Genomic DNA, 26,225 nt, shown 5'->3' on the forward strand with positions numbered 1-26,225 from the left:
ATTTTGAAAAAAGTTTTCAAGAGGAGATGCCTCATGGGCAGCGGCGCTGCGCCGCTGTCCAAATGGGCGGTCTCAGGGCTTGCTCAGCACCAGCAGCCAAGGCCCATAGCTACGGACTTCGCCACCATGCGGGCGGACCACTGCTCGCAGCGCGACCTCAGGCTTGCGTAGGTCATATACGCCGGTCACGCGCTTGGCGCCGAGGGCTTCGTCGCGCAGCAGCACCGTGCCCGGCAGGTAGCGGGCCAGTGCCTGCACCAGCTCAGCCACCGACTGATCGTCGGCGATCAATTGGCCTTGGCGCCAGGCGGCCGTCTGAGACGGCACGAACGCACTGAGCTGTACCTGACCATCCAGGTAGCGCAAGCGTTGCCCGGCAGTCAGCGCCGCCGCCAGCACGCGGGCCGAGTCCTCGACCCGCACCGAGCCATGCTGCACATCGACCCCTACCCTACCCGCGCGCATCTCGACGTTGAACGCGGTGCCGGTGACGGTCACCCGTAGACTATCGGCACGCACGTGGAACGGCTTGCGCTTGTCGGGTTTGACTTCGAAAAACGCCTGCCCGGCCAGCAGGCGTACGTCGCGGTGGTTGTCGGCGTAATCGACGGCAATAGCCGTGTCGCTGTCCAGTTGCACCACGCTGCCATCGGCCAGGGTGATGTCACGGGTTTCGCCTTGGGCCGTGCGGTAGTCGGCTTGCAGGCGCAGGCTCAACGACGGCGCCACCGCTAGCATCAAGCAAGCCGCCAGCGCAGCACCCAGCCACCAGCGGCGTGGCACCTTGCGCCGTACCGGCAATTGCACCACCTCGGCGCTGGCCGGCCATTCGGCGGCCGTGCTCGGCGCCAGCTCCGCGCTCAGGCGCCATAGGCGCTCGGCCTTGCGGTAGGCCTCAGGATTAGCGGCGTCGGCAGCCAGCCATTGCTCGAACGCATCGCGCAGCAGCATGTCCTGTGGCGCCTGCTGCAAGCGCAGGAGCCAGTCCAGCGCCTGCTCACGGCGGCTGGCTGTGAGGTCTGCTGACGTCATGTCCGGCAAGTCTCCTGATGGCTCGGGGGCGCGAAGGGTCGCACAGAGTCGTCCCGTTGAGCAAAAGACGTGGCAGCCAGAGGTTTTTTCACAGATCTTCCTCCAGCCGTTCCAGACAGTGACGCAGGGCATCGTGCACCAGTTGATGCACCAGGCTGACCGAGACCTCCAGGTGATTGGCCACTTGCTGCAAGGTGTAGCCCCCCAGGCGGTGCATCTCGAAGGCGGTGCGGGTACGCAGGGGCAGTTCCTCGAGGGCGCGACTGATGGCGCCGAGCTCGCTCTGCTGGCTCACCGACTGCTCCGGCGAGGCGGTGCTGGCCGGCAGTTCGGCAAGTATCTCATCGCCTCCAGGCTGGGCTTTTTCGGTGGCTGTGCGGCGGGTCTGGTCCAGCGCCAGGTTGCGCACGATGCGGTACAGGTAACTGGCGGGGTGGCGAATCTCAGCGTCCAGCGGCTGGCTGCTCAAGCGCAGCCAAGCCTCCTGGACCACATCCTCGGCGCGGGCGCGGCAACCGACGATCGGCGCGGCGTAGTCCACCAGCGCCGGGCGGTGGGCCAGGTAGAGCTCGAGTTTATCGTCCGCCACGGGGTGGTATGCCAAGGATGTTTCAGAGGCGGCGATGTTACCCGTAGTCGAGAATCATTATCAACAGATGGATTTATACAGCCGCCGCTGACTGCTTCGCAGTACCTGTGGCACCACGAAGCAAGCAGCGCCGTGTCAGAGCCTCACACTGGCGAACGTCGACTCGTTGCGCGCCTGACTCAGCGCCGCCATCGGCCCGCTGTGCGGCGACAGGGCCATGGCTTGCGGAATCGGCATCATCGCCACCTGCTGGGTGGTGTTGGAGCCCACGCGTTCGTCACGCGGCGGAATGCCGAAGTATTCGCGGTAGCACTTGGAGAAATGCGGCGTGGAGACGAACCCGCACACCGAAGCCACCTCGATGATCGACATCGGCGTCTGCTTGAGCAGCTGCCGGGCGCGGATCAAGCGCAGCTTGAGGTAGTAGCGCGACGGCGAACAGTGCAGGTACTTCTGGAACAGGCGCTCAAGCTGGCGGCGCGAAACCGACACATACACGGCCAGTTCGTCCAGGTCGATTGGCTCTTCGAGGTTGGCCTCCATCAGCGCGACGATTTCCTGCAACTTGGGCTGGTTAGTGCCGAGCATGTGCTTGAGCGGCACGCGCTGGTGGTCCTGCTCGTTGCGGATGCGCTCGTAGACGAACATCTCGGAGATCGCCGCCGACAGCTCGCGGCCATGGTCGCGGCTGATCAGGTGCAGCATCATGTCCAGCGGCGCGGTGCCGCCGGAGCTGGTGAAACGGTTACGGTCGAGGGTGAACAGACGGGTGCTCATGTTCACCCGCGGGTAGGCCTCCTGCATGGCGGCCAGACACTCCCAGTGCACGCTGCAATCGAAGCCGTCGAGCAGACCGGCGCAGGCCAGTGCCCAACTGCCGGTGCACACCGCACCCAGGCGGCGCGACTGGCGGGCCTGGGCTTGCAGCCAGGTCACATGCTCACGGGTAACCGTGCGCTGGATGCCAACGCCGCCACAGACGATCACGGTGTCCATCGGCGGGGCGTTGTGCATGGCCGCATCGGGGGTGATCTGCAAACCGTCGCTGGCCCATACCTGGCCACCGTCCAAGGTCAGCGTGTGCCAACGGTACAGCTCGCGGCCGGACAGCTGGTTGGCCATGCGCAGCGGTTCCACTGCCGAGGCCAGGGAAATCAGGGTGAAGTTGTCCAGCAGGAGAAAGCCGATCGACTGCGGGGCTGTGCGGTTCTGGGTTGGATTCCCGGAGCTGTAGGACGTCATCGCGATTTCTCCTCACACTGATGCTGGATGTGTCTCAGGCGGACACTGGTTTCTTGTTATTGCCCCCGTTTCGTATGCAGGGGCTTTGCCAATCTCAACGCAATCGCCGTGCCTAAATTGAACGACCATCCGAAAAAACCCAAAAACGACCTCATGTGATTGACGTAGTTGGGTTTGCGAGGCTGTTCAGGATCAAGCGCAAAGGGGCGGGCCAGCGCCGTTGCGCGTCACTACTGAGCAATTCGGTAGCACTTTTGAGTAGGTTGCCCAGAAGCGACAGACTTGAGTGTCACCGACAACGACCCTACTGGTAACGACAGCCGACGGCCGGTAGAAAGACGGCGACTGCGCCATAAGATGGCGCAGTCGCCGTGCGTGATCAAAAACGGCGCATCAGCACTCGATGGCGCTGACCGCGAGGCCTCCGCGAGAGGTTTCTTTGTACTTGTCGTGCATGTCGGCACCGGTGTCACGCATGGTGCGGATCACCTGGTCGAGGGAAATGAAATGCTCGCCGTCGCCGCGCAGGGCCATTTGTACGGCGTTGATGGCCTTCACCGCCGCAATCGCGTTGCGTTCGATGCACGGCACCTGCACCAACCCGCCCACCGGGTCGCAGGTCAGCCCAAGGTTGTGCTCCAGGGCGATTTCGGCGGCGTTCTCCAACTGCGCCGGGGTCGCTCCGAGCACTTCGGCAAGGCCGGCCGCGGCCATGGCGCAGGCCGAACCCACTTCACCCTGGCAACCGACCTCGGCCCCGGAGATGGACGCATTCTTCTTGCACAGGATGCCCACCGCAGCGGCGCCGAGGAAGAAGTCGACCACGTTGCTTTCATCCACTACGTCGGAGAAGCGCATGTAGTAGTGAAGCACCGCCGGGATGATGCCTGCCGCACCGTTGGTGGGTGCGGTAACCATGCGTCCGCCAGCGGCGTTCTCTTCGTTGACCGCCAGGGCGAACAGGTTGACCCACTCCATGGCGCTCATGGTCGAACCAATCACATTAGGTTTGCCCAGCTCCTGCAAGCTACGGTGCAGCTTGGCGGCGCGGCGGCGCACGTTGAGTCCGCCTGGCAGCGTACCTTCGTATTTCAGGCCGTTGTTCACGCATTCCTGCATGGCTTGCCAGAGCTTGAGCAAACCTGCGCGAATCTCGGCCTCGCTGCGCCAGACTTTTTCGTTGGCCATCATCAATTGCGACACGCGCAGGTCGTTTTGCTTGCACAGGCGCAGCAGCTCGGCGGCGCTGTTGAAGTCGTACGGCAGCACGGTCTGGTCAGCGTCCAGCACACCGCTGGCAGCCTGTGCGGCGTCCACCACGAAGCCACCGCCCACCGAGTAATAGGTGTCGCGGTGCAGCTCGCCAGCCTCGCCTTCGGCCACCAAGGTCATGGCATTCGGGTGGTACGGCAGGTTCTCGTCGAGCAGCAGCATGTCGCGCGCCCAGACGAATTCGATGGGCAACTGGCTGTCGAGCTGGAGCACGTTGGTTTCGCGCAATTGCGCAATGCGTGGTGCGATCTGGGTAGGGTCGATCGCGTCGGGCCATTCGCCCATCAGCCCCATGATCGTGGCGTTGTCGGTGCCATGGCCGACGCCAGTGGCCGACAGCGAGCCGTACAAGCGCACTTCGATGCGCCGCACCTGCGCAAGGTCGCCGCGCTCACGCAGCCCCTGGACGAACAGCGCGCCGGCGCGCATGGGGCCGACGGTGTGTGAGCTGGAGGGCCCGACACCGATCTTGAACAGGTCGAACACGCTGATGGCCATTGTCGCATCACCTCTTGATGGGCTGTCTGGACGCGCCAAACGATGCCTTGCACAACTGCTAGGCTGAATCGTCGAGCCGCCTTGGAATGCACGCATCATCGGGCTTTTACCTACCCCTTCGCCGTCTGCAACCGACGTACTTTTGTCCGGCAGCGCCGCTGCCGATCCGACCCTGCCTGCGCCGTTTTCCAGCGGCCAGGCGACGTGAAAACAGGGGTGCGGGGGTGGAAAAGCTCAGTTGCGACATCGCCCGTACTGGATGCGACCCGTCCTGTACTGGATACGACGCCACCAGTAGGCGATTGCCGAACGCTGGAGGATTATCGAAAGCGACTCGTTTTGCACGGCCTCGCATCCTGCCCTCTGCAGGCCTGGCTGACCGGCTCCCTAGAAAGCGCTGGCAGCCCTTCGCGAACCCGAAGATAAAATCACAGGAGTCCACCTATGAAAGCTTCACCCTCGCTGTTGCTGGCCGCGATGCTCTGCGCACCGCTGCTGACCCAGGCCGCCGAACCCGAGCAGTGTCAGACGGTGCGCTTTTCCGATGTCGGCTGGACCGACATCACAGTGACCACCGCCACCACCAGCGTCGTGCTCGAAGCGCTGGGCTACAAGACCCACACCACCATGATCTCGGTGCCGGTCACCTACAAATCGCTGGCCTCAGGCAAGGATCTGGACGTGTTCCTCGGCAACTGGATGCCGACCATGGAAAACGACATCAAGCAGTACCGCGACGCCGGTACCGTCGAGACCGTACGTGCCAACCTGGAAAACGCCAAGTACACCCTGGCGGTGCCCCAAGCGCTGTACGACAAGGGCCTGAAGGATTTCGCCGACATCCCCAAGTTCAAGCAGGAGTTGGGCGGCAAGATCTACGGTATCGAACCGGGTAACGACGGCAACCGAACCATCCAAAGCATGATCGACAAGGATGCCTTCGGCTTGAAGAGCGCCGGTTTCAAACTGGTGCAGTCGAGCGAGGCTGGCATGCTGTCGCAGGTCGACCGGGCGCAGAAGCGCGGCGAGGCCGTAGTGTTCCTGGGTTGGGAACCGCATCCGATGAACACCCGTTTCAAGATGCAGTACCTGACCGGTGGCGATGACTTCTTCGGCCCCGAGTTCGGCAAGGCGACCGTGCTGACCAACACCCGCAAGGGGTACACCCAGGAGTGCAGCAACGTCGGCCAACTGCTGAAGAACCTGTCGTTCGAACTCAAGGATGAAAGCACGATGATGGGCTATGTCCTGGACGACAAGATGAAACCCGAAGCCGCTGCGAAGAAGTGGCTCAAGGACAATCCCGGCAAGCTGGATACCTGGCTGGCGGGCGTGACGACCGTGGATGGCAAACCAGGCCTTGAGGCGGCCAAGGCCAAGCTGGCGCAATAACAAACAACGCAATAGCGCTATCTCGGGGCGGGACCGTGCCGCCCCGGACTGATTTCAATCTTTGCAGGTGGAAGCTCGCTATCATGCTTATCGATCAAAAATTACCGTTGGGGCAGTACATCGCCTCATTCGTCGAATGGTTGACCCAGAATGGCGCCAATTACTTCGACGCCATCGCTCGGGGCCTGGAGTTCATGATCCATGGCGTCACCAGCACCCTGACCTGGTTCAACCCGTTCGTGCTCATCGCCCTGTTCGCCGCCCTTGCGCACCTCATCCAGCGCCGCGTGGGGCTGACGGTATTCGTCGCGCTGTCGTTCCTGCTGATCCTCAACCTGGGTTACTGGCAGGAAACCATGGAGACCCTGGCGCAGGTCAGTTTCGCCACGGTAGTGTGCGTGGCCATCGGCGTGCCGCTGGGCATCGTCGCTGCACACAAACCGATGTTCTACACCGCCATGCGTCCGGTGCTGGACCTGATGCAGACCGTGCCTACCTTCGTTTACCTGATCCCCACGCTGACCCTGTTCGGCCTTGGCGTGGTGCCGGGGCTGATCTCGACCGTGGTGTTCGCCATCGCCGCGCCGATCCGCCTCACCTACCTGGGCATCTGCGATGTGCCACAGGAACTGATGGATGCCGGCAAGGCGTTTGGCTGCTCACGCCGCCAACTGCTGACCCGTATCGAACTCCCCCACGCCATGCCAAGCATCGCGGCAGGCGTGACGCAATGCATCATGCTGTCGCTGTCGATGGTGGTGATCGCCGCCCTGGTGGGCGCCGACGGCCTGGGCAAACCCGTGGTCAACGCACTGAACACCGCCGATATTTCCCTGGGCTTCGAAGCAGGCCTGGCCATCGTGCTGCTGGCAATCATGCTCGACCGTATCTGCAAGCAACCGGAGCTGCCAGCAAGGGGTGAGGCATGAGCATCATTCGTTTCGAAGACGTCGACGTCATTTTCTCCAGCAAGCCACGCGAGGCACTGGCCTTGCTCGACAAGGGCCAGACCCGCGAGCAGATTCTCAAGCAGACCGGCTTGGTGGTGGGGGTCGAGAAAGCCAACCTGGACATCAACAAGGGCGAGATCTGCGTGCTCATGGGCCTGTCCGGCTCGGGCAAGTCGAGCCTGCTGCGCTGCATCAACGGGCTGAACACGGTCAGCCGTGGCAAGCTGTTCGTCGAGCACGAAGGCAAGCACATCGATATCGCCCACTGCACCCCGGCAGAACTGAAAATGATGCGTACCAAGCGCATCGCCATGGTGTTCCAGAAGTTCGCCCTGATGCCGTGGCTCACGGTGCGCGAGAACATCAGCTTCGGCCTGGAAATGCAGGGTCGTCCCGAAAAAGAACGGCGCAAGCTGGTGGACGAGAAGCTCGAACTGGTGGGCCTGACCCAGTGGCGCAATAAAAAGCCCGACGAACTGTCTGGCGGTATGCAGCAGCGTGTAGGCCTGGCCCGTGCACTGGCGATGGACGCCGACATCCTGCTCATGGACGAACCGTTCTCGGCCCTCGACCCGCTGATCCGCCAGGGCCTGCAAGACGAGCTGCTGACCCTGCAAAGCAAGCTGAACAAGACCATTGTGTTCGTCAGCCACGACCTGGACGAAGCGCTGAAGCTGGGCACCCGTATCGCGATCATGAAAGATGGTCGGATCATCCAGTACAGCAAGCCTGAGGAAATCGTGCTCAACCCTGCCGACGAGTATGTGCGGACCTTCGTCGCCCATACCAACCCGCTCAACGTGCTGTGCGGGCGCAGCCTGATGCGCAGCCTGGACGACTGCAAGCGGGTCAACGGCTCGGTGTGCCTGGATCCTGGCGGCGATTCCTGGCTGGACCTGGGCGAGGGCAATTCGATCAAGCGCGCTCGCCAAGGCCAGAACGGCCTGGACATGCAGAACTGGGTGCCGGGCCAGGCGGTGGAAGGCCTGGGACGCAAACCGACCCTGGTACACGCCGATATCGGTATGCGCGACGCCTTGCAGATTCGCTATCAGACCGGCAACAAGCTGGTGCTGCAGGACAACGACAAAGTGGTGGGGATTCTCGGGGACACCGAGCTGTACCACGCGCTGCTCGGCAAGAACCACGGCTGAGGCCTTGGGCCGCGTGGCGGCCCATCGCGGCGCAAGGCCGCGCCTACAGGGATATGCGTTACCCTGTGGAGCGGCCTTGCCGGAGCGCCGGACCGGCCGCAAAGGAGGGCAAAGCCCTCCTAGCTATCTATCAGCGAACAACGATTCCACGCTCAGCCATGTAGGCCTTGGCCTCTGGCACCGTGTACTCACCAAAGTGGAAGATACTCGCCGCCAAAACCGCGCTGGCGTGGCCTTCCAGAATACCGTCAGCCAGGTGCTGCAAGTTACCCACACCCCCGGAGGCGATCACCGGAATGCCCAGCGCATCGCTGATGGCACGCGTGACGCCGAGGTCGAAACCGTTCTTCATGCCGTCCTGGTCCATGCTGGTCAGCAGGATCTCACCGGCCCCCAGGCCTTCCATCTTCTTCGCCCACTCCACGGCATCCAGTCCGGTCGGCTTGCGCCCGCCATGGGTGAAGATCTCCCAGCGCGGTGCCTCGCCCGGGCCAGACACCTGCTTGGCATCGATGGCCACGACGATGCACTGTGAGCCGAAACGGTCGGCGGCCTCGCCGACGAACTCCGGGTTGAACACCGCGGCGGTGTTGATCGACACCTTGTCGGCACCGGCGTTGAGCAGGTTGCGGATGTCCTGCACGGTGCGCACGCCACCGCCCACGGTCAGCGGGATGAACACTTGGCTGGCCATGCGTTCGACGGTATGCAGGGTGGTGTCACGGCCATCGACGCTGGCGGTGATGTCGAGGAAGGTGATCTCGTCGGCGCCCTGCTCGTTGTAGCGGCGGGCGATCTCCACCGGGTCACCGGCGTCGCGGATGTTCTCGAACTTGACGCCCTTGACCACCCGGCCGTTATCCACGTCCAGGCAAGGGATGATGCGTTTGGCTAGAGCCATGAACTTCTCCCAGAGCAGCAAGCATCAAGCGGCAAGCTACAAGTAAAGGCTGACGCGGTCTGCCTGCTTGCTGCTTGCCGCTTGGCGCTGGCTACTGCGCTTAGTAGTTGTCGCAGAAGGCCTGGGCCTCGGCGACGTCGAGGGTGCCTTCGTAGATGGCACGGCCAGTGATAGCGCCGATGATGCCAGGCGCCTTGGCGTCCAGCAGGGCCTTGATGTCACCCAGGTTATGGATGCCGCCCGAGGCGATCACCGGGATCGAGGTGGCTTCGGCCAGGGCCTTGGTGAAGGGCACGTTGCAGCCCTGCATCATGCCGTCCTTGGCGATGTCGGTGTAGACGATCGCCGAGACACCATCGGCCTCGAAACGCTTGGCCAGGTCGATGACCTGGACGCTGCTGACCTCAGCCCAGCCGTCGGTGGCGACGAAACCGTCCTTGGCGTCCAGGCCAACGATGACCTTGCCAGGGAAGGCCTTGCACGCTTCGGCGACGAACTCAGGCTGCTTGACCGCCTTGGTGCCGATGATCACGTAGCTGACGCCGGCCTTGACGTAGTGCTCGATGGTTTCCAGCGAACGGATGCCGCCGCCGATCTGAATCGGCAGGTTCGGGTAGCGCTTGGCGATGGCGGTAACCACCTCACCGTTGACTGGCTGGCCTTCGAAGGCGCCGTTGAGGTCGACCAGGTGCAGGCGACGGCAGCCACCTTCGACCCACTTGGCAGCCATGCTCACCGGGTCATCGGAAAATACCGTGGAGTCTTCCATGCGGCCCTGGCGCAGACGCACGCAGGCGCCATCCTTCAGATCGATAGCGGGAATAATCAGCATGTTATTTCCTTCGTCAATTCAAGCGGCAAGCTGCAAGCGACAAGCTGCAAGCAATGCGCGTCGTGCATTCGATAGGCGATCGGGCTTTGGCTTGCAGCTCGTGGCTTGCAGCTTTCAGCTCTTCTCCAGCGCCCACAGGTCGCTTTCGATGCTCTCGAAGCGCTCCTTGAGGTGCAGCTGAACATCGGCAATCGCCCTGTTGTAGTAGTGGGGTGCAATCTCTTTGCTGAACAGTTCGAGGACCTCGGCCACCTCGAATGACCCAAGCTCCAGCTCGAAGCGATCTTCGAGAAAACGCTTGAGTACATGAAGCGCTTCGCGCTCCTGCTCGGGGGCCAGGGTAATGACCGGGGCCTTGGTCTTCGACCTGCTCATTTACCAGCGCCCGTCCCAGGCGACGAAGTTCTGCAGCAGTTGCAGGCCATGGGTATGGCTCTTCTCTGGGTGGAACTGCACGGCAAAGCGCGAGCCGTCGGCCAGCGCGGCGGCGAAATCGTTGCCGTAGTGGCCGCGACCGACCACCTGGCCCGGCTTGCCGGCATTGATGTAGTAGCTGTGCACGAAGTAGAAGCGCGCGCGGTCCGGGATGTCGTGCCACAGCGGATGGTCGATGGTCTGGCTCACTTCGTTCCAGCCCATGTGCGGCACCTTCAAGTGCTCGCCGTCTTCCTCAAGGTCTTTGCCGAAGAAGCGCACCTGGCCTGGGAACAGACCGATGCAGTCGACACCGTCGTTTTCTTCGCTGTGCTCGAGCAGTGCCTGCATGCCTACGCAGATACCCAGGAACGGGCGATCCAGGCTGACTTCACGCACCAGGCTGTCGAAGCCCAAGCGACGGATCTCGGCCATGCAGTCGCGAATCGCGCCGACGCCGGGGAACACCACGCGGTCGGCTTCGCGGATGACCGCAGCATCGCTGGTCACCAGCACCTTGCCGGCACCGACGTGCTCCAGGGCCTTGGCGACCGAGTGCAGGTTACCCATGCCATAGTCGATTACGGCTACCGTCTGCATTTACAGGCACCCTTTGGTGGACGGCATCTGACCGGCCATGCGCTCGTCGAGGGTAACGGCCATGCGCAGCGCGCGACCGAAGGCCTTGAACACGGTTTCGATCTGGTGATGGGTGTTGTGGCCGCGCAGGTTATCGATGTGCAGCGTCACCAGGGCGTGGTTGACGAAACCCTGGAAGAACTCCTGGAACAGATCGACGTCGAAGCCACCGACACTGGCACGGGTGTACGGTACGTGCATCTGCAGGCCCGGACGGCCGGAGAAATCGATCACCACGCGCGACAGGGCTTCGTCCAGCGGCACATAGGCGTGGCCGTAGCGGAAGATGCCTTTCTTGTCGCCGATGGCCTGGGCGAACGCCTGGCCGAGGGTGATACCGACGTCTTCGACGGTATGGTGGTCGTCGATATGCAGGTCGCCCTTGCACTCGATGTCCAGATCGATCAGCCCGTGGCGGGCGATCTGGTCCAGCATGTGTTCGAGGAAAGGCACGCCGATATCGAATCGGGCCTTGCCACTGCCATCGAGGTTGATCGAGCACTTGACCTGGGTTTCCAGGGTATTGCGCTCGACGGAAGCCTTACGTTCAACCATCACCAGCTCCGCAAAATCATTGGGCGAAAAGGGCTCCATTATAGGCCCAGAACGCGCCGGCTTGAAACGCGGATGACATATGGCAGGAGTAGCAATTGCGGGGGGATGACTGCGGTACAGGTCTATACAAGCTGGGGATGGGGCTGCTTTGCAGCCCATCGTGGCACAAGGCACTCCTACAGGGACCGTGTGAACCCAGCGCTTACACGGTCTCTGTAGGAGCGGCCTTGTGCCGCGAAAAGGGGCGCAACGCGCCCCTCGGGTTCACATCAATGGAACAGCACGGCGGTTTTCTGCAGGGTAATCCACACACCCCATGCCAGCGGAATCACCACCACCGCCCAGGCCAGCAGCACCAGCGGCAGGCTGCCCGGTGCGGCTTTCCACTCCAGCGAACGCGCGCCGTCGGCGCCTTTGTCGTGGCTCAAGGCCCGCTCTGCGGCCAGCTCGGCGTCGGTCATGAAGTACTTGTCGGCCACCGGGCGCACCAGCATGTTGCAGATGAAGCCCAGTACCAGCAGGCCTGCCAGGATGTACAGGGTCATGTCGTAGGCCGCTGCGCGCTCTACGCCCGCCGCCAACTGCGCCTCGCGCAGGTAGGTAATCAGCACCGGGCCGAGCACGCCAGCCGCCGCCCAGGCAGTCAGCAGGCGACCGTGGATGGCACCGACCATCTGCGTACCGAACAGGTCGGCCAGGTATGCGGGCACGGTGGCGAAACCACCGCCGTACATCGACAGGATGATGCAGAACGCCGCCACGAACAGCGCCACGTTACCGATGTGGCCCATGTTCGGCACCAGGCTGTAGAGGCCCACGCCCAAGGCGAAGAAGGCGAAGTAGGTGTTCTTGCGGCCAATGTAGTCCGAGAACGACGCCCAGAAGAAGCGCCCACCAATGTTGAACAGGCTCAGCAAGCCGGTGAAGCCGGCGGCAATCGCGGCGATCTGCGCCAGTTGCGCGGCGTTCAGTTCGCTGAAGGTCAGCTCGTTACCCAGCAGCTTGCCGGCGAACACTTCCTGCAACAGCGGCGAAGCCATGCCCAGGATGCCGATACCGGCCGAGACGTTCAGGCACAGCACCAGCCACACCAGGGCGAACTGCGGGGTTTTCCAGGCCACGCTGACGTGCACGTGGCGGTCGGTGACCATAGCGTTGGCCTTCTTGGCCGGCGGCGTCCAGCCTTCAGGCTTCCAGCCGGTCGGCGGCACGCGGTAAGCCAGGGCTCCAGCGGTCATGAACACAAAGTAGATCGCGGCCATGGCGACGAAGCTCTGCCATACGCCGACTTCGGTGCTGCTGGCGAAATGGCCCATCAGTGCGGTGGCCAGAGGAGCGCCCACCATGGCACCTCCACCAAAGCCCATGATTGCCATGCCGGTCGCCATGCCGCGCTTATCCGGGAACCATTTGATCAGGGTCGAAACCGGCGAGATATAGCCCAGTCCAAGGCCGATACCACCGATTACGCCCGAACCCAGCCACATCATCCACAGCTGGTGAGTCTTCACGCCAATCGCCGAGATCAGCAGGCCGCCGCACCAGCACAGCGCCGATACCAGGCCAGCTTTGCGGGGACCTGCGTGTTCCAGCCAGCCGCCCAGCACCGCGGCCGAGCAGCCGAGGAAGACGAAGAACAGGGTGTAGATCCAGCTGAGCATGGAAATCGGCCAGTCGCACTCGGCGCTGAACAGGCGGGCGATGAAGCCCATGTCGGCCGCACAGGCCACCGGCGCGGTGATGCCCAGCGCCTGCGACAGCGGCAGCCAGAACACCGAGAAGCCATAGGCCATGCCGATGCACAAGTGAATGGCCAGGGCTGCCGGGGGGACCAGCCAGCGGTTGAAGCCCGGGCGGGCGATGATGCGCTCCTTCGACAAGAAGCCTGGGGTGCTGGCTCCTGACGTGATACTGCTGCTCATGAAATGTTCCTTCTTGTAGGTGGGCTTGACCTACGGACGTATGGCCCGGCTCTGTGTGGCTGCACGCAAGAGCAGCCCGGCCGTTGCTGGCGACCCGCCGCGACAATGAGTCGCGGGGGCTCCGCAGGCGGGCGCAAGATTAGCAGCACCCGATGACATGAAAGCAATCTGATATCGTTATTTTTTCGATAGCTGAATCGGTATTGCTTGTATCGAGGTGATGTTCTGTCACCTTTTCGGGCGCTTTCGAAGGGACACCGGCCCACGGCGCCATGCGTTGAGCGGATGCGGACAGGCCCTGCTACAGCGCCCGAACGACACGCGAGTGAACTGAAACGTCGCCACTTGTCGAAATGTAGGATACGCAGAGCCAATCGTCGCGGCGCTATACTCGCCGCTGAATTCAAATCGGACTACAAGGACTCGCCCATGAAAGCGTTCGGCAAAATCCTGGGGCTGGGGCTTCTCGGGTTGTTGCTGATCATCGTGGCGCTGGGCTTCGCCCTGACCCACCTCTTCGATCCCAACGACTACAAAGACGAAATCCGCAAGCTGGCCCGCGACAAGGCCCACGTGGAACTGACCCTCAATGGCGATATCGGCTGGAGCCTGTTCCCCTGGCTGGGCCTTGAGCTGCACGAGGCGAGCATCGCCACACTGAACAACCCCAAGGTGCCGTTCGCCGATTTGCAGATGCTCGGCTTGTCGGTACGGGTCCTGCCGCTGCTGCGCCGCGAAGTACAAATGAGCGATGTGCGCGTCGAGGGCCTGAACCTGACCCTGGTGCGCGACGCCAGCGGCCACGGCAACTGGGAAGACATCGGTAAGCCTCTGCCCGAGCCGAACGTGGCCAGCGCGCCGCCCTCCAGCGAGCCCGCACAAACACCGACGAGCAAGCCTGAAGGCAACAGCGAACGCGCGGTCAAGCTGGACATCGACAGCCTCACCGTGAACAACGCGCGGGTGCTGTATACCGACGAGAAAGCCGGCCAGAGCTACAGCGCCGAAAGCATCCAGTTGAGCACCGGCGCGGTCCACGAAGGGGTGAACATCCCGCTCAAGGCCAGCGCCTTCCTCAGTGCCAGCCAGCCAAACATCAAGGCGCGCACCGAACTGACCGGCGAGCTGCGCTTCGATCGCAAGCTCAAGCGCTACAACCTCGAAGACATGCGCCTGTCTGGCGAAACCTCGGGCGAGCCGCTGGCCGGCAAGACCTTGACCTTCGCCGCACAAGGCCAGGTGCTGGTCGACCTGGCCGCCAACGTCGCCTCCTGGAGCGGGCTGAAAGTCTCGGCCAACCAGTTGCGCGCCCTGGGCGAGCTGAACGTGCGCGACCTGGACAAGACCGCGCAGCTAAGCGGCGCCCTGTCGGTGGCGCAGTTCGACCTGCGCAGCTTCCTCGACGGGATCGGCCAGACCCTGCCGGCGACCGCCGACCCGGCAGTGTTCAAGAAGCTCGAACTGGTCACCCGCCTGGAAGGCTCGCCAAACAGCCTGGCCTTCGAAGACCTAGCGGTGAAACTCGACGACAGCACCTTCAGCGGCCGCGTCGCCGTCGAAGATTTCGCCAAGCAGGCCCTGCGCGTGCGCCTGAAGGGCGACAGCTTCGACGCCGACCGCTACCTGCCGGCCAAGAGCGAGCAAGCCAAGGGCGCCAGCGCCGCACGCCAGGCCGAGGTCAAGCAACAGGAAGCCAGCGCGGTGGCCGGCGCCGGCACCACGCCGCTGCCCAACGCACCCACGCAACAAGCCTGGAGCGAAGACAAACTGCTGCCAGTCGAGCGTCTGCGCACCCTCGACCTGCACGCCGAGCTGGCGTTCGACGCGCTGACCCTGGACAAGCTGCCAATCACCGACGCACAGCTCAATGCCACTGGTCAGGGCGGCCTGATCACCCTGCAGACCCTGCGCGGCGGCCTGTACAATGGCAGCTTCGAGGCCAAGGGTAGCGTCGACGTGCGCCCAGCCGTGCCACAGCTGGGGATCAACACCAAGATCAACCGCGTACCGGTGGAGCACTTCATCAAGCGTGAAAGCCCCGACCAGGCGCCACCAGTCAAAGGCCTGCTGACCCTCGCCAGCGACCTGACCGCTACCGGCAACAGCCAGAAGACCCTGGTGGACACCCTCAACGGCACCGCCAGTTTCACCATCAACGACGGTGTGCTGGTCAACGCCAACCTCGAACAACAGCTGTGCCAGGCCATCGCCACGCTCAACCGCAAGCAGCTCAGCGGCGAGCCGCGCGGCAAGGACACACCGTTCCAGGAACTGCGCGGTAGCCTAGTGATCCGCAACGGCGTGGCTAGCAACCCTGACCTGAAGGCGCGAATCCCCGGCCTGACCGTCAACGGCAACGGCGACCTCGACCTGCGCGTGCTGGGCATGGACTACAACGTCGGCGTGGTGGTCGAAGGCGACCAGCGCGCCATGCCGGACCCGGCCTGCCAGGTCAACGAGCGGTATGTGGGCGTGCAAGTGCCACTGCGCTGCCGAGGCCCGATGGAGTTGGGCGCCAAGGCTTGCCGCCTGGACCAGGAAGGCCTCGGCAAGGTCGCCGCGACCCTGGCTGGCAACCGCTTGAAAGACAAAATCGATGAAAAGCTCGAAGAGAAACTTGGAGACAAAGTGAGCCCGGAACTCAAAGATGCGCTCAAGGGGCTGTTCAAACGATGAGCCCCCAGCAGTTCTCCAGCGCCGTGCTGGAGTGGTACGACCAGCACGGTCGGCATGACCTGCCCTGGCAACAGGGCATCACCCCCTACCGGGTGTGGGTCTCTGAAATCATGCTGCAGCAGACCCAGGTGAGCACCGTGCTCAACTACTTCGACCGCTTCATGCAGGCCCTGCCGAGCGTGCAGGCCCTGGCCGCGGCGCCGGAGGACGAAGTGCTGCACCTGTGGACGGGGCTGGGCTACTACACCCGCGCGCGCAACCTGCAAAAGGCCGCAAAGATCGTCGTCGAGCAGCATGGCGGCGAGTTTCCGCGCAGCGTCGAGCAGCTCACCGAGCTGCCCGGCATCGGGCGTTCCACCGCTGGCGCCATCGCCAGCATCAGCATGGGCATTCGTGCACCGATCCTCGACGGCAACGTCAAGCGCGTGCTGGCCCGCTACACCGCCCAGGCCGGCTACCCAGGCGAGCCCAAGGTGGCCAACCAGCTGTGGGCCAGCGCCGAGCGCTTCACCCCGATGACCCGGGTCAACCACTACACCCAGGCGATGATGGACATGGGCGCTACGCTGTGCACGCGCAGCAAGCCCAGTTGCCTGATCTGCCCGTTGCAGCACGGTTGCGAAGCGCACCTGCACGGCGAGGAGACGCGCTATCCCGAGCCCAAGCCGCGCAAGGCCCTGCCCCAGCGCAAGACACTGATGCCGCTGCTGACCAACCACGACGGCGCCATCCTGCTGTACCGCCGGCCCTCCAGCGGTCTGTGGGGCGGCCTGTGGAGCCTGCCGGAGCTGGACAACCTGGAGCAGCTCGACGACCTGGCCTACCAGCACGGTCTGCGCCTGGCCAGCCGCCAGGCCCTGCAAGGCCTGACGCACACCTTCAGCCATTTCCAGCTGGCCATCGAGCCGTGGCTGGTGCGTGTCGACCCGCTCGGGTCGCACGTGGCCGAGCCCGACTGGCTCTGGTATAACCTCGCCACCCCGCCGCGCCTGGGCCTCGCCGCCCCGGTCAAGAAGCTGCTGCAACGCGCGGCCGACGAACTGATTGCAGGAGAAGCCCCATGACCCGCACCGTGAAGTGCCGCAAGTACAACGAAGAACTGCCAGGCCTCGACCGCCCGCCGTACCCCGGCGCCAAAGGCCAGGACATTTTCGAGCACATCTCGCAGAAAGCCTGGACGGAGTGGCAGGGCCACCAGACCATGCTGATCAACGAGAAACGCCTGAACATGATGAATGTCGACGACCGCAAATTCATCCTGGCCGAGATGGACAAGTTCTTCGCTGGCGAGGAGTACGCCCAAGCCGAAGGCTACGTTCCGCCCTCGAATTGAGCCACGGATCGTAAGCGACGGAATTAATTTAAATTTTTTTCAAAAAGTCGTTGACGACCTCTGAGAAAATCTATTTAATTCACCCCGTCGCCCAGATAGCTCAGTCGGTAGAGCAGAGGATTGAAAATCCTCGTGTCGGCGGTTCGACTCCGTCTCTGGGCACCACCTTCAAGCTTCTGGTGGTTGCAAAGTTACCCGAAGCGACACAAAAAACCCGCCTAGTGCGGGTTTTTTGTTGCCTGCGATTTTTACCCAAGCATCGGCCAAGCCCCCGCACTCAAAGCCCACCCCCAGCAGATGACCTGCATGAGGGCGACCGTTCGTTCGTCGCCCCTACGCCGACACCCCTTCGATTGACTGATATCAAAAAGCCTACAGCCGCTTCTCCCTAGCATGCTGAGTGGACATCCGAATCGATCAAGAAGGACCGCCAATGAGCGAAGATTCCACCTTGCTGCCCCCCTCAGCCACCGAAGCCGCCCCTGCCAACCCCGAGCCCGTTACCCGCACTCGCCGCCCGCGCACACGCAAAACCGCGAGTGCAGCGCAGCCCATCACCCAGGTCAGCCAGCAACCCGCCGCCCTGGAAGTGGCCAACGCCCGCAAAGGCAGCAACGAGGACAGCACCTCGGCGCGCCTGCCGGCCAGCTACCCCTACCGCACGCGCCTGCGCCGCCAGGACTACGAAAAGGCCAAGCACGCCCTGCAAATCGAGCTGCTTAAAGTGCAGAGCTGGGTGAAGGAAACCGGCCAACGCATCGTCATCCTGTTCGAGGGCCGCGACGCGGCGGGCAAAGGAGGCACCATCAAGCGCTTCATGGAGCACCTGAACCCGCGCGGTGCACGTATCGTCGCGCTGGAGAAACCGTCAGAGCAGGAAACAGGCCAGTGGTATTTCCAGCGCTACGTGCAACACCTGCCCACGGCCGGTGAAATGGTGTTCTTCGACCGCTCCTGGTACAACCGCGCCGGTGTCGAGCGGGTGATGGGGTTCTGCTCGCCACCGCAGTACCTGGAGTTCATGCGCCAGGCCCCGGAGCTTGAACGCATGCTGTGCAACAGCGGCATTCTGCTGTTCAAGTTCTGGTTCTCGGTGAACCGTGAAGAGCAGCTGCGCCGCTTCATCTCGCGCCGGGACGACCCGCTCAAGCACTGGAAGCTTTCGCCCATCGACATCAAGTCGCTGGACAAATGGGAAGACTACACCGCCGCCAAGGAGGCCATGTTCTTCCATACCGACACCGCCGATGCCCCGTGGACGGTGATCAAGTCCGACGACAAGAAGCGCGCACGCATCAACTGCATTCGCGCGTTCCTGCACGCGCTGGACTACCCCGGCAAGGACCACAGCGTCGCGCACGCACCGGACCCATTGCTGGTGGGACGGGCATCGCGCGGGTTCGAGGAAGACGAAGGGCCACAGGTCGCCTAGGCACTTGGGTTTCCCTGGCAACTACGCTTCAATACGCGCCTTTGACCAGACACCCCAAGGACCTACCCCATGGCCACCAACACCAAACAACAGAAACGCGCCAAACGCGCCGCCACCAAGGCCAAGCAGAACCGCATGGTGCGCAGCGGCCAGGCGGTCAAGGGCAGTGCCGGCGACAGTGCCAGCGTCGAGCAGGTGTTCAACAAGGCCATGGAGTCGGGCAGCTACAACAGCCTGTTCGACAAGATGAAGCAAGCCCAGGAAACCGGCCTGGTGCCGATGATCTCGGTGTTCCTGGTGGACCCACTGCTGGCCCTGGTGCTCAAGGGCCACAAGGAAGAACACGCCACCGACTACATCGTCATGGTGTTCACCGCCTACCGCAAATGGCTCGACGGCAGCGACGAAGACGCGACCATGGCCTGGCTGGAAAGCGATGAGTTCCAGGAGGCCTACATCACCGCCTCCGAGGTGGTTGCCAAGCAGCAGCAACAGCAGAAACAGTTCGGCTGATAGCGATTTATAAGCAGGGCCGGCCTCTTCGCGGGCAAGCCCGCTCCCACAGGGCCCTGCACAAATCCTGTGGGAGCGGGCTTGCCCGCGAAGAGGCCAGCACAGACAAACAAAAAGGCCGCGCCCTTCACAGGACGCGGCCTTTTCATTTCAGCGATGCCGCTCAGCTATCCAGCGCAACGCGCCCGGCAGCCGCACGCTTGCGGTGCACCAACAGCCCCGCAGCCACCACGCCAATGCTGAGGAGCGCCGTGGCGATGATCTCGACACGGTGGTCTTCACGCAGAGCCATCACCACCAGCACAGCGACGATAAAGGCGATGGTCGCCCAGGTCAGGCCGGGGAACAGCCACATCTTGAACGCGATCTTCTCGCCCTTGGCTTCACGCTGGGCGCGCATGCGCAGTTGCGACACGGCAATCACCAGGTATACCAGCAGCGCAATGGCGCCGGAGCTGGCGAGCAGGAACTCGAACACCGCCGCTGGGGCCAGGAAGTTAGCGAACACGGTCAGGAACGCCGCCGCCGTAGACAACAGCACCGCCCAATGCGGGGTGCCCGCCTGGGTGGTGCGCTGGGCCACGGCCGGTGCATCGCCGCGCTTGCTCAGCGAGAACAGCATGCGCGAGGAGGTGTACAGCGCCGAGTTCAGGCAGCTGGTTACCGCGATCAGCACGACGATGTCGACGATCAGCTTGGCGTTCGGCACGCCGATCAGGCTAAGTACGGTCTGGTAGGACCCCTTCTCGGCCAGGGTCGGATCGTTCCACGGCACCATGGCCACGACCAGGAAGATCGACACCAGGTAGAACAGGCAGATACGCCAGATCACCGAATTGGTCGCCTTGCTGATCTGCTTGCCTGGGTCTTTCGATTCGGCGGCAGCAATGGTGACGATCTCGGTGCCCATGAACGAGAACATGGTGGTCAGCATGGCCGCCAGCACCGCGCCCAGGCCGTTGGGCATGAAGCCTTGGGTATCGAACAGGTGGCTAACGCCGCTGACCTGGCTGTTGGGCACCATGCCGAACATGGCCGCGCAACCGACGACGATGAAGCCGATGATCGCCAGCACTTTGAGCAGGGCGAACCAGAACTCGAACTCACCGTAGTTCTTCACGCTGAACAGGTTGGTGATGGTCAGCGCCAGGGTGATGACCAGCGAGAACGCCCACAGGTCCACGGACGGGAACCAGGCATGCAGGATGGCAGCGGCGGCGTTGGCTTCCAGCGGGATGACCAGCACCCAGAACCACCAGTACAACCAACCGATGGTGAAACCGGCCCAGCGCCCGATGGCGCGGTCGGCATACGTTGAGAAAGAACCTGTGTCGGGAGAGGCGACAGCCATTTCACCGAGCATGCGCATGACCAGCACCACCAGCGTGCCGGCAGCGGCATACGCTAACAGTACTGCCGGGCCTGCGGCCGCGATGGCGTGGCCGGAGCCGACGAACAAGCCGGCGCCGATCACGCCTGCGATGGACAGCATGGTCACATGCCGTTGTTTGAGCCCCTGAGCGAGGTCATTGGAATTGTTACCGCTCATAAAACTACCTTTGTAAGGAGTGGACTGCCCGAATGAAAGAAAAACGAAGCGTGCCTGTGGGCGCCGCCGCATTCGGTGCTCTCCCTCTGGCAATAAGCGCGCCATTCCTCGGTTGCGCCCATCGGCATGCTGCCCGAGCCCAATAAATCCGTAGCATTGCGCCCAATGCGCCAGGTCATGGCCGAATGCACGTCAAAACCGCATGCCAAGTTCAGATTACTGAAATACTCACTTACAACTGCACCAAAGGTGCTCCTCGGTAACACCTTTGCACCGATGCAACGCATAAAAGTGCAACCCGACGGTACAACCTATCCATTCAGATACGCAGGCATCTGTCAGCCCCGCGCCACGGCCTGTCACATTGGCTTTACCGGCAAATGGTCCAAAAGCGCTTCCCTGCTCCGGCCAAAGCTGGCACCATCGCGCCTTTTTTCATCAAGGCTCCGGTGCCGGGCAAAGTGCCATTGCGGACATCCTCGCGACAGTCCACTGCAGCGATGCGACAAACTGCCCCACCAGCCGCCGAAGCCCCTTGCGACCCGGTTGGCCGCTGTAGGCCGCTATGCTAGCGTGGCGCTCGCCAGGAAGGCCGCCAACAGCTGGGAACGCACCCGAACACATGAGGACCGCACATGGCCCAGGCCACGCCCGCGCTGGAAATCCGCAATCTGCACAAACGCTACGGCGAGCAGGAAATTCTCAAGGGCATTTCGCTGACCGCGCGCGACGGTGACGTGATCTCCATCCTCGGCTCGTCCGGCTCGGGCAAGTCCACCCTGCTGCGCTGCATCAACCTGCTGGAGAACCCGCACCAAGGGGAAATCCTGGTCGCCGGCGAGGCGCTCAAGCTCAAGGCGCAGAAGAACGGCGAGCTGTTCGCCGCCGACAACCGCCAGATCAACCGCCTGCGCAGCGAAATCGGTTTCGTGTTCCAGAACTTCAACCTCTGGCCACACATGTCGGTGCTCGACAACATCATCGAAGCGCCGCGCCGCGTGCTTGGCCAGAGCAAGGCCGAAGCCATCGAGCACGCCGAAGCGCTGCTCAACAAAGTCGGCATCTACGAGCGCCGCCACGCCTACCCAGCCCAGCTTTCTGGTGGCCAGCAACAGCGCGCTGCCATCGCTCGCACCCTGGCCATGAAGCCCAAGGTGATCCTGTTCGACGAGCCCACCTCGGCGCTCGATCCGGAAATGGTCCAGGAAGTGCTTAACGTCATCCGCGCCCTCGCCGAAGAAGGCCGTACCATGCTGCTGGTGACGCACGAGATGAACTTTGCCCGCCAGGTGTCCAGCGAAGTGGTCTTCCTGCACCAGGGCCTGGTCGAAGAGCAGGGATCGCCGCAGCAGGTCTTCGAAAACCCGACTTCGGCGCGTTGCAAGCAATTCATGTCCAGCCACCGCTAACGGAGCAATACATGCACACTTACAAGAAGTTCCTCCTGGCAGCCGCTGCCACGCTGGTGATGTCGGCCAACGCCATGGCCGCAGAAAAACTGCGCATGGGCATCGAAGCCGCCTACCCACCGTTCAACAACAAGGATGCCAGCGGCCAGGTGGTCGGCTTCGACAAAGACATCGGCGACGCCCTGTGCGCCAAGATGAAGGTCGAGTGCTCGGTGGTCACCTCCGACTGGGACGGCATCATCCCGGCCCTGAACGCCAAGAAGTTCGACTTCCTGGTGTCGTCGCTGTCGATCACCGACGAGCGCAAGCAGGCTGTCGACTTCACCGACCCCTACTACTCCAACAAGCTGCAGTTCATCGCACCGAAAAACGTCGACTTCAAGACCGACAAGGCCTCGCTCAAGGGCAAGGTGATCGGCACCCAGCGCGCCACCCTGGCCGGCACCTGGCTGGAAGACAACTTCGGTAGCGATGTCGATATCAAGCTGTACGACACCCAGGAAAACGCCTACCTCGACCTGGTTGCTGGCCGTATCGACGGCATCCTGGCCGACAAGTACGTGCAGTACGAGTGGCTCAAGAGCAAGGACGGCATGAACTTCGAGTTCAAGGGCGAGCCTGTGGTCGACAGCGACAAGATCGGCATCGCCGTGCGCAAGGGTGACCCGCTGCGCGAGAAGCTGAACAAGGCCCTGGCCGAAATCAAGGCCGACGGCACGTACAAGAAGATCAACGACAAGTACTTCCCGTTCAGCATCGAATGATTCACCTCGACCGACACCGCCCTGCGCGGTGTCGGTCCCTTGAACGCACCTACCCATGAATATCGACCTGCACGGATTCGGCCCGGCCATGATGGCCGGCACCCTGATGACCGTAAAACTGGCGCTCTGCGCCTTGCTGCTGGGGCTGGTCCTGGGCCTGCTCGGCGCCTTGGCCAAGACCTCGGCGATCAAGCCCTTGCAATGGCTTGGCGGCTTCTACTCGACATTGGTACGCGGCGTGCCCGAACTGCTTTGGGTACTGCTCATCTATTTCGGCACCGTCGGGCTGATGAACAGCATCGGCGAAGCCCTCAACCTGCCGGGCCTGGAACTCAGCGCGTTCGCCGCCGGGGTGATCGCCCTCGGGCTGTGCTTCGGCGCCTACGCCACCGAAGTGTTCCGTGGCGCGATCCTGGCCATCCCCAAGGGCCACCGCGAAGCCGGCCTGGCCCTGGGCCTGTCCAAAGGCCGCATCCTGTCGCGGATCATCCTGCCGCAGATGTGGCGCATCGCCCTGCCGGGGCTGGGCAACCTGTTCATGATCCTGATGAAGGACACGGCCCTGGTGTCGGTGATCGGCCTGGAAGAAATCATGCGCCACGCACAGATCGGCGTGACCGTGACCAAGGCGCCGTTCACGTTCTATGCAGTGGCCGCGTGTATCTACCTGGGCCTGACCATCATTGCCATGACCGGTATGCACGTGCTGGAAAAGCGCGCCGCTCGCGGCTTCATGAGGGCCGAATAAATGAACTGGGAAGTCATCATCAAATGGCTGCCACGCCTGGCCCAAGGGGCAACCCTGACCCTGGAGCTGGTGGCCATCGCGGTGGTCGCCGGACTGATCCTGGCCATCCCGCTGGGCATCGCGCGGTCCTCGCAGCGCTGGTACGTACGCGCCGTGCCCTACGGCTACATCTTCTTCTTCCGTGGCACGCCACTGCTGGTGCAGTTGTTCCTGGTGTACTACGGCCTGGCCCAGTTCGACGCGGTGCGCTCAAGCGCGCTGTGGCCGTACCTGCGCGACCCGTTCTGGTGCACCGTGCTGACCATGACCTTGCACACCGCCGCGTACATCGCCGAGATCCTGCGCGGTGCGCTGCAAGCGATCCCCAAGGGCGAAATCGAAGCCGCACGGGCGCTGGGCATGTCGCGAGGCAAGACGCTGCTCTACATCATGCTGCCGCGCGCCGCACGCATCGGCCTGCCGGCCTACAGCAACGAAGTGATCCTGATGCTCAAGGCCAGCGCCCTGGCCAGTACCGTGACGTTGCTGGAGCTGACCGGCATGGCGCGGACCATCATCGCCCGCACCTACCTGCCGGTGGAGATCTTCTTCGCTGCCGGGGTGTTCTACCTGGTGATTTCGTTCGTCCTGGTGCAGGCCTTCAAGCTGCTCGAACGCTGGTTGCGCGTGGACGCGAGCCAAGGCCGCTGAACCACCAACCCCCAAACCCGGCCGCTTTCCTCCTGTAGGAGCGGCCTTGTGCCGCGATGGGCTACACAGCAGCCCCTTCCCTTGGCGCCCCGGTGCTCGCATGAACACGCCCACTCACCTACAAGGCCCCAAGCTGCTCGAGCGCTTCCAGGCCCTCGACCAGTTCCTCTGCCAGCACCAGCACCTATGGCGCCCGCGCCCGTTCACGGCGCTGCGCCTGGAATGGGAAGCCGAGCACCCGGCGCTGTCTGCCTGGCTACGCCACCGCACCTTGGAACAAGCCGAAAGCACCCAGCAGCCTCTCGACGCCCCCGCGCCATTCCCCTCGCTGGCCGCACAGGCCCAGCAGCTGTCAGCCATCGGTGAACTGCCCGACGCCGGCCTGCACCCAGCCGGCCACCGCCTCGACGTCAACGTGCCAGGGCGCAAGTGGCAACAGATCGAAGCCTTCAGCCGCCGCCTGGCCTTCGCCAACCCCGCCCGGCACTGGCTGGACTGGTGCGCGGGCAAAGGCCACCTAGGCCGTCGCCTGCTGCAACCCGGCCAACGCTTGACCTGCCTTGAGTACGACCGCGCGCTGGTCGAATCTGGCCAAGCGCTGAGCGATCACCACCAGTTGCCCGCCATCCATCTGCACCAGGATGTGATGGCCACCAGTTGCAGCCAGCACCTCGATGGCGACAAGAGCGCGGTAGCCCTGCACGCCTGCGGCGATTTGCACGTCCGCCTGCTGCAACTGGCCAGCCAGCAGGGCTGCCGCCAACTGGCCGTGGCCCCGTGCTGCTACAACCGCATCCAGGGGGATAGCTACCTGCCGTTGTCCAGCGCCGCGCAAGCCTCGGCGCTGCGCTTGTCGCGCGATGACCTGGGCTTGCCCCTGAGTGAAGCCGTCACCTCCAGCGCCCGCGAGCGCCGCCAGCGTGACACATCCATGGCCCGACGCCTGGGCTTCGACCTGCTGCAACGCCAGCAACGCGGCAGCGACACCTACCTGCCAACGCCTTCGCTGCCCAGTGACTGGCTCGGCAAACCGTTCGCGCAGTACTGCCGCGACCTGGCCGAACTAAAAGGCTTTACCGTGCAGGGTGAACCCGCTTGGCAGGCACTCGAAGCAGGCGGCTGGCAACGCTTAGCCGAAGTGCGCAACCTAGAGTGGGTGCGCAATCTGTTCCGCCGCCCCTTGGAGCTGTGGCTGGTACTCGACCGTGCGTTGTTCCTCACGCAACAGGGTTACACGGTGCAGGTAGGCACGTTCTGCGACTACCCCCTCACCCCCCGCAACCTGCTGCTGCTCGCCGAACGCGGCGAAACGCCGCAGCACGGTTGATAGCCTGTGGATAAGTCTGTGAACAAGCTTGTGATGAAAATCACTGTTTGATGGATCCAATCGCTATTCAAGACCCTCGGCTTATTCCAAACAGTCGCTGAAAACCAGCAAAAACAGGCCTTTGCGCAAAGACCGGTGGTAACCGGTGTCGGCATGCCTTTGGCGCAAGCAATCAATGCCGCTTGTGCATAAGCGTTTACGCCCAGGCGCCGGCCAAGGTGTTCAACACGATGCCAAGGCCCTACAGCCGAGCGCACACGGCATCGGCACTAGACAGGCACGGTTACGGCTGTGAAGGGAGGGAGAGGCTAGAGATCGCCGGTCCAATGACGTTCACGCCAATCCGACGACGCCATTAATTTGCCACCCCTGTACGCCAATGCCTGGCGCGC

At 63.1% G+C, this 26,225-nt stretch carries 24 protein-coding genes and 1 tRNA gene; 14 read left to right on the forward strand and 11 right to left on the reverse strand.

What is annotated here, in order from left to right; all coding sequences use genetic code 11:
* Positions 1-72 precede the first annotated feature (72 nt).
* From FEM01_RS10290 to FEM01_RS10305, 4 genes are all read right to left on the reverse strand, one after another.
* Positions 73-1,032 (reverse strand): FecR family protein, encoded by a 960-nt coding sequence (locus tag FEM01_RS10290; RefSeq protein WP_138219331.1) that lies wholly within the window; start codon positions 1,030-1,032, stop codon positions 73-75.
* 88 nt (positions 1,033-1,120) lie between these two features.
* Positions 1,121-1,636 (reverse strand): sigma-70 family RNA polymerase sigma factor, encoded by a 516-nt coding sequence (locus tag FEM01_RS10295; protein ID WP_240791744.1) that lies wholly within the window; start codon positions 1,634-1,636, stop codon positions 1,121-1,123.
* A gap of 120 nt (positions 1,637-1,756) precedes the next feature.
* The gene (locus tag FEM01_RS10300; protein ID WP_138219332.1) at positions 1,757-2,863 is read right to left on the reverse strand and encodes a GlxA family transcriptional regulator; all 1,107 of its coding nucleotides are present in this window, start codon (positions 2,861-2,863) and stop codon (positions 1,757-1,759) included.
* Positions 2,864-3,256: 393 nt separating this feature from the next.
* Positions 3,257-4,633: an L-serine ammonia-lyase gene (locus FEM01_RS10305; protein ID WP_138219333.1), complete on the reverse strand. Its 1,377-nt coding sequence runs from the start codon at positions 4,631-4,633 to the stop codon at positions 3,257-3,259.
* Between the two features lie 444 nt (positions 4,634-5,077).
* On the opposite strand from FEM01_RS10305, the gene FEM01_RS10310 reads away from it, so the two are divergent.
* The 3 genes from FEM01_RS10310 to choV all read left to right on the forward strand — a co-directional run bounded on the left by FEM01_RS10310 (position 5,078) and on the right by choV (position 8,129).
* Entirely contained in the window at positions 5,078-6,025 is a 948-nt protein-coding gene (locus tag FEM01_RS10310) for a choline ABC transporter substrate-binding protein (protein ID WP_138219334.1), read from the forward strand.
* Positions 6,026-6,105: 80 nt separating this feature from the next.
* Positions 6,106-6,954 carry a choline ABC transporter permease subunit gene (gene choW, locus FEM01_RS10315; RefSeq protein ID WP_171030933.1) on the forward strand — a complete coding sequence of 283 codons (849 nt, stop codon included), beginning with the start codon at positions 6,106-6,108 and terminating at the stop codon, positions 6,952-6,954.
* Entirely contained in the window at positions 6,951-8,129 is a 1,179-nt protein-coding gene (gene choV / locus FEM01_RS10320; RefSeq protein WP_138219336.1) for a choline ABC transporter ATP-binding protein, read from the forward strand. The genes choW and choV overlap by 4 nt, the downstream gene beginning before the upstream one ends.
* Positions 8,130-8,259: 130 nt before the next feature.
* On the opposite strand, the gene hisF is transcribed toward choV, so the two are convergent.
* The 6 genes from hisF to FEM01_RS10350 form a co-directional block, all read right to left on the reverse strand.
* Entirely contained in the window at positions 8,260-9,030 is a 771-nt protein-coding gene (gene hisF, locus FEM01_RS10325) for an imidazole glycerol phosphate synthase subunit HisF (protein ID WP_138219337.1), read from the reverse strand.
* A gap of 100 nt (positions 9,031-9,130) precedes the next feature.
* A complete protein-coding gene (gene hisA, locus FEM01_RS10330) occupies positions 9,131-9,862 on the reverse strand; it encodes a 1-(5-phosphoribosyl)-5-[(5-phosphoribosylamino)methylideneamino]imidazole-4-carboxamide isomerase (RefSeq protein WP_138219338.1) in 732 nt (243 codons plus the stop codon).
* A 114-nt stretch (positions 9,863-9,976) separates the two neighbouring features.
* A complete protein-coding gene (locus FEM01_RS10335; protein WP_138219339.1) occupies positions 9,977-10,237 on the reverse strand; it encodes a DUF2164 domain-containing protein in 261 nt (86 codons plus the stop codon).
* Positions 10,238-10,876, reverse strand: a complete 639-nt coding sequence (gene hisH / locus FEM01_RS10340) for an imidazole glycerol phosphate synthase subunit HisH (protein WP_138219340.1) — start codon at positions 10,874-10,876, stop codon at positions 10,238-10,240.
* On the reverse strand, positions 10,877-11,470 hold the full coding sequence (hisB, locus tag FEM01_RS10345; protein WP_133327498.1) for an imidazoleglycerol-phosphate dehydratase HisB: 594 nt from the start codon (positions 11,468-11,470) through the stop codon (positions 10,877-10,879).
* Between the two features lie 269 nt (positions 11,471-11,739).
* Positions 11,740-13,392, reverse strand: a complete 1,653-nt coding sequence (locus tag FEM01_RS10350; RefSeq protein WP_138219341.1) for an OFA family MFS transporter — start codon at positions 13,390-13,392, stop codon at positions 11,740-11,742.
* 429 nt (positions 13,393-13,821) lie between these two features.
* Between FEM01_RS10350 and FEM01_RS10355 the strand changes: the two genes are divergently transcribed.
* The 6 genes from FEM01_RS10355 (at position 13,822) to FEM01_RS10380 (ending at position 19,346) form a co-directional block, all read left to right on the forward strand.
* Positions 13,822-16,068, forward strand: coding sequence for an AsmA family protein (locus FEM01_RS10355; RefSeq protein WP_138219342.1), 2,247 nt, complete (start codon positions 13,822-13,824; stop codon positions 16,066-16,068).
* Positions 16,065-17,132: an A/G-specific adenine glycosylase gene (gene mutY / locus FEM01_RS10360; protein ID WP_138219343.1), complete on the forward strand. Its 1,068-nt coding sequence runs from the start codon at positions 16,065-16,067 to the stop codon at positions 17,130-17,132. The genes FEM01_RS10355 and mutY overlap by 4 nt, the downstream gene beginning before the upstream one ends.
* Positions 17,129-17,401: an oxidative damage protection protein gene (locus FEM01_RS10365; RefSeq protein ID WP_138219344.1), complete on the forward strand. Its 273-nt coding sequence runs from the start codon at positions 17,129-17,131 to the stop codon at positions 17,399-17,401. The genes mutY and FEM01_RS10365 overlap by 4 nt, the downstream gene beginning before the upstream one ends.
* 89 nt (positions 17,402-17,490) lie before the next feature.
* Positions 17,491-17,566 (forward strand) — tRNA-Phe (locus FEM01_RS10370).
* 268 nt (positions 17,567-17,834) lie between these two features.
* Positions 17,835-18,833 (forward strand): polyphosphate kinase 2, encoded by a 999-nt coding sequence (gene ppk2, locus FEM01_RS10375; protein ID WP_138219345.1) that lies wholly within the window; start codon positions 17,835-17,837, stop codon positions 18,831-18,833.
* A gap of 69 nt (positions 18,834-18,902) precedes the next feature.
* Positions 18,903-19,346 (forward strand): hypothetical protein, encoded by a 444-nt coding sequence (locus tag FEM01_RS10380; RefSeq protein ID WP_138219346.1) that lies wholly within the window; start codon positions 18,903-18,905, stop codon positions 19,344-19,346.
* Positions 19,347-19,509: 163 nt separating this feature from the next.
* Here the strand turns inward: FEM01_RS10380 and gabP are convergent, their stop codons facing one another.
* Positions 19,510-20,895 (reverse strand): GABA permease, encoded by a 1,386-nt coding sequence (gabP, locus tag FEM01_RS10390; RefSeq protein ID WP_138219348.1) that lies wholly within the window; start codon positions 20,893-20,895, stop codon positions 19,510-19,512.
* A gap of 635 nt (positions 20,896-21,530) precedes the next feature.
* Here gabP and FEM01_RS10395 point away from each other — a divergent pair.
* The 5 genes from FEM01_RS10395 to FEM01_RS10415 all read left to right on the forward strand — a co-directional run bounded on the left by FEM01_RS10395 (position 21,531) and on the right by FEM01_RS10415 (position 25,833).
* Positions 21,531-22,304, forward strand: a complete 774-nt coding sequence (locus FEM01_RS10395) for an ABC transporter ATP-binding protein (RefSeq protein WP_138219349.1) — start codon at positions 21,531-21,533, stop codon at positions 22,302-22,304.
* Positions 22,305-22,315: 11 nt separating this feature from the next.
* A complete protein-coding gene (locus FEM01_RS10400) occupies positions 22,316-23,068 on the forward strand; it encodes an ABC transporter substrate-binding protein (RefSeq protein ID WP_138219350.1) in 753 nt (250 codons plus the stop codon).
* A 55-nt stretch (positions 23,069-23,123) separates the two neighbouring features.
* Entirely contained in the window at positions 23,124-23,816 is a 693-nt protein-coding gene (locus tag FEM01_RS10405) for an ABC transporter permease (protein ID WP_138219351.1), read from the forward strand.
* Entirely contained in the window at positions 23,817-24,506 is a 690-nt protein-coding gene (locus FEM01_RS10410) for an ABC transporter permease (RefSeq protein WP_138219352.1), read from the forward strand.
* A gap of 100 nt (positions 24,507-24,606) precedes the next feature.
* Complete coding sequence (locus tag FEM01_RS10415; RefSeq protein WP_138219353.1) at positions 24,607-25,833, forward strand: methyltransferase; 1,227 nt, start codon at positions 24,607-24,609, stop codon at positions 25,831-25,833.
* Positions 25,834-26,225: the final 392 nt, after the last annotated feature.

The sequence above is a fragment of the Pseudomonas mosselii genome, assembly GCF_005796105.1.
GTDB classification, from domain to species: Bacteria; Pseudomonadota; Gammaproteobacteria; order Pseudomonadales; family Pseudomonadaceae; genus Aquipseudomonas; species Aquipseudomonas mosselii_C.

Coding starts and splice junctions, on each gene's coding strand:
- FEM01_RS10400 (WP_138219350.1), top strand. CDS start 22,316: ATGCACACTTACAAGAAGTTCCTCCTGGCAGCCGCTGCCACGCTGGTG.
- FEM01_RS10300 (WP_138219332.1), bottom strand. CDS start 2,863: ATGACGTCCTACAGCTCCGGGAATCCAACCCAGAACCGCACAGCCCCG.
- hisF (WP_138219337.1), bottom strand. CDS start 9,030: ATGGCTCTAGCCAAACGCATCATCCCTTGCCTGGACGTGGATAACGGC.
- gabP (WP_138219348.1), bottom strand. CDS start 20,895: ATGAGCGGTAACAATTCCAATGACCTCGCTCAGGGGCTCAAACAACGG.
- FEM01_RS10335 (WP_138219339.1), bottom strand. CDS start 10,237: ATGAGCAGGTCGAAGACCAAGGCCCCGGTCATTACCCTGGCCCCCGAG.
- FEM01_RS10405 (WP_138219351.1), top strand. CDS start 23,124: ATGAATATCGACCTGCACGGATTCGGCCCGGCCATGATGGCCGGCACC.
- FEM01_RS10310 (WP_138219334.1), top strand. CDS start 5,078: ATGAAAGCTTCACCCTCGCTGTTGCTGGCCGCGATGCTCTGCGCACCG.
- hisA (WP_138219338.1), bottom strand. CDS start 9,862: ATGCTGATTATTCCCGCTATCGATCTGAAGGATGGCGCCTGCGTGCGT.
- hisB (WP_133327498.1), bottom strand. CDS start 11,470: ATGGTTGAACGTAAGGCTTCCGTCGAGCGCAATACCCTGGAAACCCAG.
- FEM01_RS10290 (WP_138219331.1), bottom strand. CDS start 1,032: ATGACGTCAGCAGACCTCACAGCCAGCCGCCGTGAGCAGGCGCTGGAC.
- FEM01_RS10305 (WP_138219333.1), bottom strand. CDS start 4,633: ATGGCCATCAGCGTGTTCGACCTGTTCAAGATCGGTGTCGGGCCCTCC.
- mutY (WP_138219343.1), top strand. CDS start 16,065: ATGAGCCCCCAGCAGTTCTCCAGCGCCGTGCTGGAGTGGTACGACCAG.
- hisH (WP_138219340.1), bottom strand. CDS start 10,876: ATGCAGACGGTAGCCGTAATCGACTATGGCATGGGTAACCTGCACTCG.
- FEM01_RS10410 (WP_138219352.1), top strand. CDS start 23,817: ATGAACTGGGAAGTCATCATCAAATGGCTGCCACGCCTGGCCCAAGGG.
- choV (WP_138219336.1), top strand. CDS start 6,951: ATGAGCATCATTCGTTTCGAAGACGTCGACGTCATTTTCTCCAGCAAG.
- FEM01_RS10355 (WP_138219342.1), top strand. CDS start 13,822: ATGAAAGCGTTCGGCAAAATCCTGGGGCTGGGGCTTCTCGGGTTGTTG.
- FEM01_RS10365 (WP_138219344.1), top strand. CDS start 17,129: ATGACCCGCACCGTGAAGTGCCGCAAGTACAACGAAGAACTGCCAGGC.
- FEM01_RS10395 (WP_138219349.1), top strand. CDS start 21,531: ATGGCCCAGGCCACGCCCGCGCTGGAAATCCGCAATCTGCACAAACGC.
- ppk2 (WP_138219345.1), top strand. CDS start 17,835: ATGAGCGAAGATTCCACCTTGCTGCCCCCCTCAGCCACCGAAGCCGCC.
- FEM01_RS10380 (WP_138219346.1), top strand. CDS start 18,903: ATGGCCACCAACACCAAACAACAGAAACGCGCCAAACGCGCCGCCACC.
- FEM01_RS10415 (WP_138219353.1), top strand. CDS start 24,607: ATGAACACGCCCACTCACCTACAAGGCCCCAAGCTGCTCGAGCGCTTC.
- FEM01_RS10350 (WP_138219341.1), bottom strand. CDS start 13,392: ATGAGCAGCAGTATCACGTCAGGAGCCAGCACCCCAGGCTTCTTGTCG.